This is a genomic window from Plectonema cf. radiosum LEGE 06105 (genome assembly GCF_015207665.1).
In the GTDB taxonomy this organism is placed as follows: domain Bacteria; phylum Cyanobacteriota; class Cyanobacteriia; order Cyanobacteriales; family Nostocaceae; genus Rivularia; species Rivularia radiosa_A.
In genome coordinates, this window is record NZ_JADEWL010000156.1 from 1 (window position 1) to 14,714 (window position 14,714).

Annotated in this window: 6 protein-coding genes and 2 tRNA genes; 4 read left to right on the forward strand and 4 right to left on the reverse strand. The window is 36.0% G+C overall.

Features of this window, described 5'->3' with window-relative positions:
• The coding region (trhO, locus tag IQ247_RS27390; protein ID WP_193924806.1) for an oxygen-dependent tRNA uridine(34) hydroxylase TrhO at positions 1-837 on the reverse strand (837 nt) is incomplete at its 3' end.
• Between the two features lie 165 nt (positions 838-1,002).
• Here trhO and IQ247_RS27395 point away from each other — a divergent pair.
• Positions 1,003-1,075, forward strand: a tRNA-Ala gene (locus IQ247_RS27395).
• Positions 1,076-1,137: 62 nt separating this feature from the next.
• On the opposite strand, the gene IQ247_RS27400 is transcribed toward IQ247_RS27395, so the two are convergent.
• A complete protein-coding gene (locus tag IQ247_RS27400) occupies positions 1,138-1,512 on the reverse strand; it encodes a hypothetical protein (protein ID WP_193924807.1) in 375 nt (124 codons plus the stop codon).
• Between the two features lie 153 nt (positions 1,513-1,665).
• Complete coding sequence (locus IQ247_RS27405; RefSeq protein ID WP_193924808.1) at positions 1,666-2,292, reverse strand: DUF938 domain-containing protein; 627 nt, start codon at positions 2,290-2,292, stop codon at positions 1,666-1,668.
• Positions 2,293-2,585: 293 nt separating this feature from the next.
• Here IQ247_RS27405 and IQ247_RS27410 point away from each other — a divergent pair, with 293 nt between their 5' ends.
• Together IQ247_RS27410 and IQ247_RS27415 are read left to right on the forward strand one after the other, a co-directional pair.
• Positions 2,586-8,030, forward strand: coding sequence for an ATP-binding sensor histidine kinase (locus tag IQ247_RS27410; RefSeq protein WP_375341253.1), 5,445 nt, complete (start codon positions 2,586-2,588; stop codon positions 8,028-8,030).
• A gap of 85 nt (positions 8,031-8,115) precedes the next feature.
• Complete coding sequence (locus tag IQ247_RS27415) at positions 8,116-13,575, forward strand: AAA family ATPase (RefSeq protein WP_375341254.1); 5,460 nt, start codon at positions 8,116-8,118, stop codon at positions 13,573-13,575.
• 155 nt (positions 13,576-13,730) lie between these two features.
• Here IQ247_RS27415 and IQ247_RS27420 read toward each other — a convergent pair.
• Positions 13,731-13,803 (reverse strand) — tRNA-Val (locus IQ247_RS27420).
• 258 nt (positions 13,804-14,061) lie between these two features.
• On the opposite strand from IQ247_RS27420, the gene IQ247_RS27425 reads away from it, so the two are divergent.
• On the forward strand, positions 14,062-14,685 hold the full coding sequence (locus IQ247_RS27425) for a metal-binding protein (RefSeq protein WP_193924811.1): 624 nt from the start codon (positions 14,062-14,064) through the stop codon (positions 14,683-14,685).
• Positions 14,686-14,714 lie beyond the last annotated feature (29 nt).

Below are 14,714 nucleotides of genomic sequence, written 5' to 3' on the forward strand. Positions count from 1 at the left end.
GGCTTTTTTCTCTTCGGTGAGATGATCAAAACAGTGGGGACAGGAAATTCCTTCTTCGTACTTTGGTGAAGCTTTATCATCCTCAGAAATTGGATGTCCGCAACTCATACACATATCGTAGGAACCGGGTTCTAATCCATGGCGCACGGCAATACGTTCGTCAAAAACGAAACATTCACCTTGCCACAAACTTTGTTCTTTTGGTACTTCTTCCAAATATTTAAGAATCCCACCTTTGAGATGATAAACTTGTGCAAATCCTTGAGAAATCAAATAAGAAGTTGCTTTTTCGCAGCGAATACCTCCAGTACAAAACATCGCAATCTTCTTATTTTTATCAGGATTTAAATTATTATGAATATATTCAGGAAACTCACGAAATGATTCAGTCTGCGGGTTTTCCGCCCGTTTAAACGTACCGATACTTACTTCATAATTGTTGCGGGCATCAATTACCGTTACTTCCGGATCGGAAATAATTTGATTCCAATCTTGGGGATTAACATAAGTTCCCACTTGTTCGCTGGGGTTAACTTCCGGTACACCCAAAGTCACGATTTCATTTTTTAGCCGTACCTTCATCCTTTGAAATGGTGGAGATTCAGCGGTAGATTGTTTATATTCTAAATCGCTAAAACGGTAATCGGAATGCAAAAAATCCATAACCCCATCAATCCCTTGACGAGAACCTGCAATCGTCCCGTTAATACCTTCTTGAGCTAATAAAATAGTTCCCTTTATCCCTTGTGCTTCGCAAACGGATAATAAAGGTTGTTGTTTTTCAGCATAATCTGGCAATTTGACAAACTTATATAATGTGGCAATTATGACAGACATAATAATTTTAGATTTTAGATTTTAGATTTTAGATTTTAGATTTAATTATCCGTATATCTTAAATAAAACAGCTTTAAATAATTTTTTGTTAAAATAGCTTTCGCAAATCGGTACTATCAGTTATAATAATTTTCGTAATTATTAAATTATAAGATAACTGTAAATGGGGATATAGCTCAGTTGGTAGAGCGCCTGCTTTGCAAGCAGGACGTCAGGAGTTCGAGTCTCCTTATCTCCATTTTTGCTGAATCTCTCAAAATGGAAGTCTGGGGCTAGACAAACATAGTCCACCGACTTGGACTACTTACGAGTAGTTAGAGGTACTTTTTTTTCTGCTTTATTGGCAATTTCTAAGCTTAAGAACTCACCACTACGTCTAGCTTCCCAAGAACCAGAATCCCACCTATTGATTTTCCATTGTCCTTGGATATAATCTTCATCCTCCGAAATTGTACCAATATATTCCACCGCATCAGGCGAACTTGTAAAATAACGTTTTGTAAAGCTAATACGACGACCTATCACTTCACCGCTTAACTTAGCTTCTCCCAAATAGCCATCATCTAAAATATTTCCAGTCAAACTATTACCGCTTTGCATGAGTACAACTTCAAAGCGAGTCGGATTTCCTTGTTGCCAATAAGTTCCCAGCCAAGTACCGTTTACATCAGCCATAAAAAGTTAGGAGTTAGGAGTTGGGAGTTGGGAGTTGGGAGTTAGGAGTTAGGAGTTAGGAGTTAGGAGTTGGGAGTTGGGAGTTGGGAGTTGGGAGTTAGTGCATTAACCTCACTAGAGAAATCTTAACCTTTAACCTTTGAGCTTTGACCTTTATTTATCCTTTTGAAATACTACCGAAAGATTGTTCGCTGGCATTTGATAAGTTTTTTGTAAAGTGAGATGATGATTGCTGGCTGCTTCTACAACATCTTCTAAATTACGTACTCCCCATTCCGGGTTTTGTTCTTGTAAATACTCATCAAAATCAGCATTGGAAAGTGCGGTGTGTTTTCCAGCTTGTTTGTAGGGTCCGTATAAATAGAGTATACCTCCGGGTGGAAGAATACGACCAGCAGCAGCCATTAATCCAAGAGTCGCAGACCATGGTGAAATGTGAATCATATTGATATTCGCGATCGCAATCATATCTGATATTTCCGAGAATAGATCCTTTTCTACTTTCCAAATCGGCTGACTTGCATCAATATCGAGGGGTTGATAGAGATTGTCGCTCTCGGAATCTTCGATCCATGCTGATATACTTTCACGAGCAGAAGCATCTGCATCGGAAGGAATCCACTTTCGAGGTTTTAATTTAGGAGCGAAATATACAGCGTGTTCTCCTGTACCGCTAGCAATTTCTAAAATCGTACCAGTGGGTGGTAAAACTTCTAAAAGTACTTGCAGAATCGGTTCGCGGTTGCGCTGGGTTGCTGGAGCGTATTTTCTGCCGTCCACTATATTTTCTCCACCAAAAACGCTTACTTAATTTAGCTTAGCTTGTAAACAGTAAACGGTAAACAGTTATCTATTGATATACTCCCTATCTGATCTCCCACCATACACTGCTCCGGGACTGTCAAGTGTCCACTGATAACTGTCAACTGTTCAAGTTATTGTCCCCTATATGTTTCGGCTTAATAAGAAAACTATTCTACTATCAAAATTTTTATTGTGTAATTAAATTTATTAGCCTCCGACGGGAATACTAAGTGCATTCATGTAAAGGCAGTAAGAAAAAAAGCAGTATGATGGCTACCAACATTAATATTCCTGGATATCAAATTAGCGAACAACTTTACAATGGTTACAAAACATTGGTTTATCGAGGGTATAGACAAATTGATCAACAACCCGTAGTCATTAAACTGCTAAAAAATCCCTATCCCAGTTTCAACGAACTAGTGCAATTCCGTAACCAGTACACAATCACCAAAAACCTCGACTTTCCCGGAATCATCCAAACCTATAATCTCGAAACTTATCAAAACAGTTATGCATTGATAATGGAAGATATGGGGGGAATATCTCTCAAAGATTATTTTACAAATGTAGAGACGTTATATATAACGTCTCATGATATAACGTCTCTACAAGAATTTCTATCAATTGCCATATCCCTATGTGATATTTTACAGATACTCTACCAACAAAGAATCATTCACAAAGATATTAAACCAGCCAATATATTAATTAATCCCCAAACCAAACAAATTAAATTAATCGATTTTAGTATTGCGTCATTATTACCAAGAGAAACTCAAGAAATTAAAAGTCCTAATATTTTAGAAGGAACCCTTGCTTATATTTCTCCAGAACAAACAGGGAGAATGAATCGGGGTATAGATTATCGTAGTGATTTCTATTCTTTAGGAGTAACATTTTACGAAATATTGACAGGACAATTACCATTTCAATCTGATGATGTTATGGAATTGCTGCATTCTCATATTGCTAAAACACCTGTTTCAATTAACAGTCAACAGTTAGCAGTAAACGGTAGGGAAATTCCTCAAGTGTTGGATGATATTATCCACAAATTAATGGCAAAGAATGCCGAAGATAGATATCAAAGTGCATTGGGATTAAAGCATGATTTAGAAAATTGTTTAAAGCAACTGCAAGAGACAGGTAAAATTGAAGATTTTCAAATAGGTAAACGAGATATTTGTGATAGATTTATTATTCCCGAAAAATTATACGGTAGAGAACAGGAAGTAGAAGCTTTACTAGCAGCATTTGAGAGAGTATCCCAAGGAAATAGCGAATTAATGCTTGTTGCCGGTTTTTCTGGTATTGGAAAAACTGCCGTAGTTAACGAAGTTCAAAAGCCTATAGTTAAACAACGGGGTTATTTTATCAAAGGTAAATTTGACCAATTTAATCGAAATATTCCCCTATCAGCTTTTGTGCAAGCTTTACGAGATTTAATCGGACAATTATTGAGCGAAAGTGATACTCAATTGTTGAATTGGAAAAATAAAATTTTACACGCTTTAGGAGAAAATGCACAAGTTATTATTGATGTAATTCCGGAATTAGAAAGCATCATTGGAAAACAATCACCTGCATCGAAACTATCAGGAACTGCTGCTCAAAATCGGTTTAATTTACTATTTAAAAAGTTTCTTCAAGTTTTTACTCAAGCTAAGCATCCCTTGGTGATGTTTTTGGATGATTTACAGTGGGCAGATTTAGCTTCTTTAAATCTCATTCAACTACTAATGACAGAAGCGGAAACAGAATATTTACTAATTATTGGTGCTTATAGAAATAATGAAATTTTTGCAGCCCATCCGTTAATTTTGACTTTGGATGATATCAGCAAAAAGGGAACAACAATCAATACCATCCTTCTCAAACATTTAACCAAAATTAGTCTCAACAACTTGATTGCTGATACACTCAAATGTGCTGTTAATTTAGCAAAACCTTTAACAGAAATACTTGCAGAAAAAACTCAGGGAAATCCTTTTTTTACTACCCAGTTTCTCAAAGCACTCTATCAAAATAAATTAATTAACTTTGATTATCAAGCCAGATATTGGCAATGCGATATTGTGCGAGTTAGAGAAGCTGCACTCACGGATGATGTAGTGGAATTTATGACGATTCAGTTGCAGAAATTGTCAGAAACTACCCAACATATCCTCAAATTAGCAGCTTGCATTGGCAATCAATTTGATTTAAATACATTAGAAATTATTGCTGAAAAATCTACAATCGAAATAACCACAGCATTATGGTTAGCTCTACAAGAAGGACTGATTTTGGCACAAAGTCAAATTTACAAGTTTTATGTTGGAGAAACAATAGATCATAATATTGCAACTAATAATCAGATTATTAATTATAAATTTTTGCACGATCGCGTTCAACAAGCAGCTTATTCCTTAATTGCGGAAGACGAAAAAGCAGCAACACATCTGAAAATAGGACAGTTATTACTTGAGCATACTCCTGAAGCACAACTGGAAGAAAAAATCTTCGATTTGGTTAATCAATACAAATTAGGTATTGATTTAATTACACAACCGCAAGAACAAAAAAAATTAGCTCAATTGACTTTAATTGCTGCACGTAAAGCTAAAAATGCCACAGCCTATAGTGCAGCTACACAGTATTATCAAATAGCTAGAAGATTGCTGGCAAACTATTATTGGCAACAAGATTATAACTTGATGCTGGCAATTTACACAGAAGCAACTGAAGTTGCCTATCTCAATACTGATTTTGAGCAGATGGAACAACTAGCTGAAATTGCTCTACAACAAGCTCAAGATATACTAGATACTGTACCTATCTATGAAACAAAAATCCAAGCTTGTGTTGCTCAGAATCAATTGCGCTTAGGAATAGACACAGCTTTAACTATTCTCCATCAATTAGGTATAAATTTACCTGCTAACCCCAATCCTGAACATATCGCTCAAGCTCTGGGAGAAACTGACGCTATCTTAACAGGAAAAAACCCACTAGAATTAACTAATCTACCTATGATGACAGATAAACGCGCTCAGGCTGCCATGGGTATTCTTTCTAGTATGTTTGGGGCTGTTTACAATGGTTTTCCTTCGATGCTACCTCTAACAACCTGTCAGCAAGTCAACTTATCTGTTCAATATGGTAATACGCCCTTATCAGCTTTTGCTTATGCAACTTACGGTTTAATTCTCTCTGCCTTTACAGGTGCTACTATTCGGGGTTATCAATTCGGACAACTGGCTTTAACATTAATGGAAAAGTTTTCCGCCCCACAACTTGCTGCCAAAATTACAGCGATATTCAATGATTGTATCAGACATTGGCAAGACCCGCTTCATACAACCCTAAAACCTTTATTAGAAGGGTATCAAATCGGATTGCAAACGGGAGACTTGGAATGGTCAGTGTGGTGTATATTTAGCTATAGTTTCCATTCTTACTGCGCTGGTAAAGAACTAACAGAATTAGAACAAGAATTAGCTACCTATAGTATTGCGATCGCTCAATGCAAACAAACTACAGCCCTCAATTATCAAAAAGTCTATCATCAAGCAGTTTTAAACTTACTTGGACGTAATCAGAATCCAGAAATTTTAGTCGGTGATGCTTACAATGAGGATTTAATGTTACCTCAACACCAGCAAGTGAACGATCGCCCTGCTGTTTATCATTTAAAAATTAACAAATTGATGCTCTGCTACTTGTTTGGAAACTACGAGCAAGCTATTGCACAAGCCGTTGTTGTGGAACAATATTTAGATGGTGTTCCTGGTTTATTTGTCAGTGTTTTATTACCTTTCTACGATTCGTTAGCCCAATTAGCAATTTCCTCAACAGAAACTGGGTTTCTTCAGGAAAGCCGAATTCTGCAACATAAAGAAAAACTTCAGCAATTTGCTACCTTGGCTCCAAGTAACCATTTACACAAATTTTACTTAGTCGAAGCGGAATATTTTCGGGTATTGGGTAAATATTCTCAAGCAATAGAACTATATGAACGCGCTATTACTGGTGCTAAAGAAAACAATTATCTGCAAGAACAAGCCTTAGCAAACGAACTTGCTGCAAAATTTTACCTCAATTGGGGTAAAGAAAAAATCGCCACAAGCTATATACAGGAAGCTTACTACTGTTATGCCAAATGGGGAGCAAAAGCTAAAATAGCCCACCTTGAACAGAATTATCCCCAACTATTAGCAGCAATTCTTCAAGCCCCTAATGTTGAGATTACCGATGGCGAAACCATCACTTCAACTCTGATGAGAACTTTAAGTGCCAGTAATAGCAGCCAAAATTTTTGGTTAGATATGCCAACATTGATGAAAGCCGCACAAGCAATATCAGGAGAAATCGAATTAGACAAACTCTTAGGCACTTTAATGCAGATTGCGATCGCCAATGCTGGGGCTCAAAAGGGATATTTAATTTTACAGCAAAATAAACAATGGTTGGTAGTGACCAAAGCTGATTCTCAAAAGACTCAAAGATTAGATATTCCCCTCGAACAATATCAGGAAATTCCCCAAAGTGTGATTTACGCGGTGATGCGATCGCAAGAGGTAGCTGTTTTTGATCATTTAAGTAATTCAGTAAAATTTGCAGGGGATAGTTATATTATTAATCACCAGCCCAAATCCGTATTGTGTACTCCCATCAACCAACAAGGAAAACTCATTGGCATTCTGTACTTAGAAAATAATCTCACCACAGAAGCATTTACAAGCGATCGTCTGCAAGTGATTCAACTGCTCACCGCTCAAGCTGCCATTTCCCTACAAAATTCCCAGTTGTACCACCAATTAGCAGAGTATTCTCATAGTTTAGAGCAAAAAGTGTTGGAACGCACCCAAGAAGTAACACAAAAAGCAACTCAATTAGAATCAACTTTAGAAAAACTTTACGCGACTCAAGCCCAATTAATTCAAGCGGAAAAAATGTCCAGTTTGGGACAATTAGTTGCTGGAATTGCCCACGAAATTAATAATCCGATTAATTTTATTTATGGCAACCTGACACCAGCGAGTGAATATGTGACATCTTTAATTGAATTAAATAATTTATATCAGAAAAACTACCCACAACCAATACCAGAAATTGAAAAAAAAATTGCTGATGTGGAACTAGATTTTATGGTGAATGATTTACAAAAACTTTTGAAATCTATAGAAATAGGAGCAGAGCGTATCCGCCAAATAGTTCTTTCACTGCGTAATTTTTCCCGTTTAGATGAGGCTGAAGTTAAATCAGTAGATATTCACGAAGGAATTGATAGTACCCTGTTAATTTTACAGCATTGCTTGCAAAATACTCGTAACAATACAGAAATTTCCATCGTTAAAGAATACAGCGAACTACCTTTGGTTACTTGTTATCCATCAGCTTTAAATCAGGTATTTATGAATATTCTCACTAATGCCATTGATGCTTTAAAAGAATTAAATTTAAATCACCAACCAACTATTACAATACGTACTCAAATTCAACAAAAAAAATATGTTTCTATCCACATCATCGACAACGGTATGGGGATGAATGAAACAGTACAAAATAAAATGTTTGAGCCATTTTTTACTACAAAACCTGTAGGTAGTGGCACAGGTTTAGGATTATCAATTAGCTATTCCATTGTGGTAGAACAACATGGAGGTAACTTAAACTGTATTTCGGCTCCAGGGAAAGGGACTGAATTTATAATTGAAATTCCTCTGTAAACTTTTGACTAAATTAGTAACTTGATTTGCTTATCTGGGAACAATAAGTGCATTCATATAAAGGCAGTAAGGAAAAAGCAATATGATGGCTACCAGCATTAATATTCACGGATATCAAATTAGCGAACAACTTTACGACGGTTCTAGAACCCTAGTTTATCGTGCAATTCGAGAAGTTGATTCATTACCCGTAGTCATTAAACTGCTAAAAAATCCCTATCCCAGTTTCAACGAACTCGTGCAATTCCGTAACCAGTACACAATCACCAAAAACCTCAACTTTCCCGGAATCATCCAAACCTATAATCTCGAAACTTATCAAAACAGTTATGCATTGATAATGGAAGATATGGGGGGAATATCTCTCAAAGATTATTTTACAAATGTAGAGACGTTATATATAACGTCTCATGATATAACGTCTCTACAAGAATTTCTATCAATTGCCATATCCCTATGTGATATTTTACAGATACTTTATCAACAAAGAATCATTCACAAAGATATTAAACCAGCCAATATATTAATTAATCCCCAAACCAAACAAATTAAATTAATCGATTTTAGTATTGCATCATTACTACCAAGAGAAACTCAAGAAATTAAAAGTCCTAATATTTTAGAAGGAACCCTTGCTTATATTTCTCCAGAACAAACAGGGAGAATGAATCGGGGTATAGATTATCGTAGTGATTTCTATTCTTTAGGAGTAACGTTTTACGAAATATTGACGGGACAATTACCATTTCAATCTGATGATGTTATGGAATTGGTGCATTCTCATATTGCCAAAATACCTCTTTCAATTAACAGTCAACAGTTAGCAGTAAACGGTAGGAAAATTCCTCAAGTGTTGGATGATATTATCCACAAATTAATGGCAAAGAATGCCGAAGATAGATATCAAAGTGCATTGGGATTAAAGCATGATTTAGAAAATTGTTTAAAGCAACTGCAAGAGACAGGTAAAATTGAAGATTTTCAAATAGGTAAACGAGATATTTGTGATAGATTTATTATTCCCGAAAAATTATACGGTAGAGAACAGGAAGTAGAAGCTTTACTAGCAGCATTTGAGAGAGTATCCCAAGGAAATAGCGAATTAATGCTTGTTGCCGGTTTTTCTGGTATTGGTAAAACTGCCGTAGTTAACGAAGTTCAAAAGCCTATAGTTAAACAACGGGGTTATTTTATCAAAGGTAAATTTGACCAATTTAATCGAAATATTCCCCTATCAGCTTTTGTGCAAGCTTTACGAGATTTAATCGGACAATTATTGAGTGAAAGTGATACTCAATTGTTGAATTGGAAAAATAAAATTTTACACGCTCTAGGAGAGAATGGACAGGTTTTAATTGAAGTTATACCAGAGTTAGAATATATTATCGGGGAACAACCCAGAGTAACTCAACTCTCCGGAACTGCTGCTCAAAATCGGTTTAATTTATTATTGCAAAAATTTATTCAAATATTCACTAATAAACAACATCCATTAGTCATATTTTTGGATGACTTACAGTGGGCTGATTCTACTTCCTTAAACTTGATTAAATTATTAATGGGGGATAAAAGTTATTTATTAATGCTGGGGGCTTATCGTGATAATGAAGTTTCTCCCATGCACCCTTTTATACTCATGGTTGAAGAATTGAAGCAGTTAAAAGCAACAATTAATACAATCACTCTTAAACCGCTTTCCTTTGAGAATACAAATTGCTTGGTAGCTGATAGCTTGTGTTGTTCATTTGAGCTTGCACATCCTTTGACAGAGTTAGTTATTCGCAAAACCCAAGGAAATCCCTTTTTTACTACCCAGTTTCTCAAAGCTTTACACGAAGATAAACTGATTCGGTTTAATTCTACTGTTCAGGGTGGTTGGGAATGTGATATTGCTCAAATTAATGCTTTATCTTTAACTTCCGATGTGGTTGAGTTTATGGCGACTCAACTACAAAAATTACCATTAGCAACACAACAGGTACTTAAATTAGCTGCCTGTATTGGTAATCAATTTGATTTAGACACCTTAGCAATTATCTCCGAACAATCATCTGTAGATGCAGCCGATGCGCTGTGGAAAGCTTTACAATCTGGACTGGTTTTACCTCAAAGTGAAGTATACAAATTTTATTTGGGTAATGAGGAAAAAGATAATCATCAGAAGAATAATCAAAATGTCGTTTATCGGTTTCTTCACGATCGCGTCCAACAAGCAGCCTATGGATTAATTCCCCAGAATCAGAAACAGATAACTCATCTCAAAATTGGACGGTTGATGCGACAGTCGGTTGTAGATCAAGATAATCATACTACCCTATCACAAACTAACGAGCAAATTTTTGATATTGTCGGTCAATTCAACCTTGCAGTCTCATTAATTACAGACACCCAAGAAAAAATTGCGATCGCGCAACTAAATCTTGCTGCTGCACAAAAAGCAAAAGCCGCAACAGCTTACAAAGGTGTGCTGACTTATGCTAGTACCGGAATTCAACTGATGGGGGAAAAAGCTTGGGAAGATGATTATCAGCTAACTCTGCGTTTATACGAAGCGGCTGCCGAAGGTAGTTATTTATTAGGAGAGTATGCAGATTTATCACAGTGGGTTGAACCTGTTTTACAACAAGCTAAATCCCTAGAAGACAAAATCAAAGTTTACGAAGTGCAAATTTTTTGTCTCCAAGCACAAAATTGCCTTCCACAAGCAATTGACACTGCATTAGATGTACTCAAACAACTTGGTATTTCTCTACCCTATCACCCCAATCAACTTCAAGTTTTGCTCACATTAGCAGAAACAAAATTAAAATTAATCGGTAAAAAAACTCCGCACTTGATTGATTTACCCAACATGAATCAACCAAAGCCCAAAGCAGCAATGCAAATTTTATCAAGTGTTTTATCTACAACTTATATTGCTCGTCCTGATTTATTGCCTTTGACAGTTTTGGAACAAGTAAAATTATCATTAAAATATGGTAATACAAATTTATCAGCCTTTGCTTACTCTTGGTATGGATTAATTTTAGCTGGAGTTTTACAAGATATTGAAACTGGTTATCAATTTGCTCAATTAGCACTCGAATTATTAGATAAATTTCATGCCAAAGAAATTCGTTGTCGAACTCTATTCATGGTTTACTGTTTTGTATATCATTGGCATGAACCTTTAGGTGATACCATTTCTCCTCTACTAACTGGTTATACTAATGGTTTAGAAACTGGAGATTTAGAATATGCATCTTGGTGTTTGCTAATATTTTCTTGTCATAAATTCCTCATCGGAGATGAACTATTACAATTGAATCAAGAAATTGATGCCCACAAAAAATCTGCACTGGAATTCAAGCAAAGTAATCCATTTCTTTATACTAGTATTTGGCATCAAGTAGTTTTGAATTTACTCGGAGATGCTGCCGAGCCATCCCGTTTAGAAGGAAACAGTTACAAAGCTTCTGAAAATATAGCTCAACAACAGCAGTCAAAAGATGGTACTGGTTTATCAATGGCAATGACTGCTCAGGTTTTTCTCAGCTATTTATTTGCAGATTATACATATGCTTATACAACTACTCAAGCATCTGCTCCCTATTTAGAAGCAGGTACGGGTTTAGCTTCTTTAGGAGTATTTCACTTTTATGAAAGTTTAGTTTATTTAGCAGTTTACCCAACTATTGATATACAAGAAAAACGAATAATTCTACGGAAACTAGCTAAAAGTAAACAAAAAATTTACAAATGGTCAAAACATTCTCCGACTATATATTGCCATAAATATCTTTTGATTACAGCAGAACAAAAACGTGTTCAAAGTAAGTATCAAGATGCAGCAACATTGTACGACAAAGCCATATCGGCAGCCAAAGAAAACGGCTATATCCAAGAAGAAGCCCTAGCCAACGAACTCACTGCCAAATTTTATCTCAATTGGGGTAAAGAAAAAGTTGCCCAAGCTTATATGCAAGAAGCATACTATTGCTATGCCAAATGGGGAGCTAAAGCCAAAACCGATGATTTAGAAAAACGTTATCCCCAACTACTCAAACCCATCTTAGAACAGCGACAACTTACCCTCAATCCCTGGGAAACAATTGGTACCATTGCCTTTCCTCGCACATCTTCATCTAGTCATACTTCCACAAATAGCAGCACCAATATTTCTGAATTGCTCGATTTTTCCTCGCTCCTCAAAGCTGCCCAAGCAATTTCTAGCAGCATCGAATTAGAACCACTTCTCACTAGTCTCACCAAAATTATTTTAGAAAATTCCGGTGCCAAAAAATCCGTATTAATTCTTCCCCAGCAAAATATTTGGGAAGTACGAGCAATTACTTTTATTAATCCTCAAGCCCAAATACAAACCATTCTTGATTCACAATTACTAGAAATCTGTCAAGTTATTCCTATAAAAATTATCAATTATGTCAAAAATACTCAACAAACAATAGTCGTAGATAATTGCCAAACCGAGATACCTGGAATGATTAGTGACTATATGCTCACTCATCAACCAAAAAGTGCATTATGCACCCCAATTATTAATCAAGGACATTTAGTCGGGATTTTGTATCTAGAAAATCAACTTACCAGTGGAGTATTTACTCAAGAAAGATTACAAGTAATTAAACTACTTTCTTCCCAAGCTGCGATTTCTTTAGAAAATGCCAGATTTTATCAGCAAGCCCAACAAGCATTAGAAGACTTACAACAAGCTCAATTACAAATAGTTCAAAGCGAAAAAATGTCAGCATTAGGTAATTTAGTCGCCGGAGTAGCTCATGAAATGAATAATCCTTTAGGATTTATTTCGGCAAGTCTTAAACAAGCTAAACCCGCTTTTAATGATATTACCGAACACCTTGATTTATATCAAGAAACTTTTTCTAATCCCACTACAGAAATTATTGAACACGCTGAAGAAATTGACCTTGATTACAGTCTAGAAGACTTACCAAAAATGATAGATGCAATGGTAATGGCTTGTGAAAGGTTAAAAAATATTAGTACCAGTTTAAGAACTTTTTCTCGTGCCGATCGAGATTATAAAGTACCATTTAACCTCCATGAAGGTATAGATAGTACAATTTTAATCCTGAAACATCGCCTTAAAGCTAATGAACTACGTCCAGCAATTGAAGTAGTTACAGAATACGGTAACTTACCAGAAATTGAATGTTTCCCTGGTCAATTAAATCAGGTATTTATGAATATTCTCGCCAATGCTATTGATGCTTTAGATGAGGCGAATAATGGACTTAGTTTTGAGGCAATTAAAGCCAATCCTAACAAAATTACTGTAAAAACATCAATTGCAAATAATCAAGTAAAAATCTCAATCGCTGATAACGGTAAAGGGATGAGTGAATCACTTAAACAGAAAATATTTGACCACTTATTTACTACTAAAGCAGTTGGAAAAGGTACGGGATTAGGATTAGCTATAGCTAAACAAATTGTCGAAGAAACTCATGGTGGAAAATTGATTTGCAATTCAATTTTGGGAGAAGGGACGGAATTTATCCTCACCTTAAATAGTAAGCAGTAATTTCAAAACCCTTGTAGAGACGCGATATATCGCGTCTCTACATTTTGAATTTATACGACAATTCAGCAAGGGCGTTTTTTTTGCATCAATTAACCTACAGTTTGTCGATATACACTAAAACCACAAACTAAACAATCAAAATTGAATTTCATAAATGGACGATACTGGACTCGAACCAGTGACATCCTGCTTGTAAGGCAGGCGCTCTACCAACTGAGCTAATCGTCCGTTTTGGCTCACAAGAAAATAATATAGCAAACTTTTTCGTATAAAGCTAGTGTTTTGCAAAAAATATTTTTTGCGGATGATTTATCTTGATTCGGATTCACGGGTAACGGTCTAAATATATCTTGTATCATGTCAGTTTATTGGTTATGATTCGGGCGTTGGAGAAATCCTGACCTTCTAATTACTGACCACGGATTAAGAAGGATTACGCTGATTTCACTGATTTAATTACCAATTACCCATTCCCAATCTTAAATTATGCCCTCCGGTCAAACTCACGATCGCATTACAATTTGGGCTTTACCGTTTATTGTGGTTGCCACTTATTGGCAGACTCGCAGTAGTGGTATAACTTTGTTGATTGCTGCTGGGTTTATGTTTGGGGGATTGATGTTTGGTCCCGACCTGGATATTTACTCAATTCAGTTTCAACGTTGGGGTTATTTGCGTTTTATCTGGCTTCCCTATCAAAAAAGTCTTCGTCATCGTTCTTTTTTATCCCACGGTCCGTTAATCGGTACAACTTTGCGGGTAATTTATTTATGCGGCTTAGTTTCAATCGTGGGAATATTAATTTTACTTATTGCCGAAAAATTACTGAATATGAGTTTGAACTGGCAGGAAGTAGCTAAAAATATATTAGAAATAATCAACCTTCACTCAACCCGATTCTTAGCGCTGTTTATCGGATTAGAACTAGGTGCGATGAGTCATTCTATCAGTGATTGGTCAAATTCCGCTTACAAGCGCTTTAAAAAAAAAGGTATTACTAGTTTACTACCCCAAAAGAAACCTAAAAAACGTAAATCCATCCGTCCGAGTAAATCGAAAGCTAGGAAAACTTTGGGGACAAGAAGACAAGGCGACAAGGGGACAAGGTGACAAGGGGATGAGGAGACAAGGGGATGGGG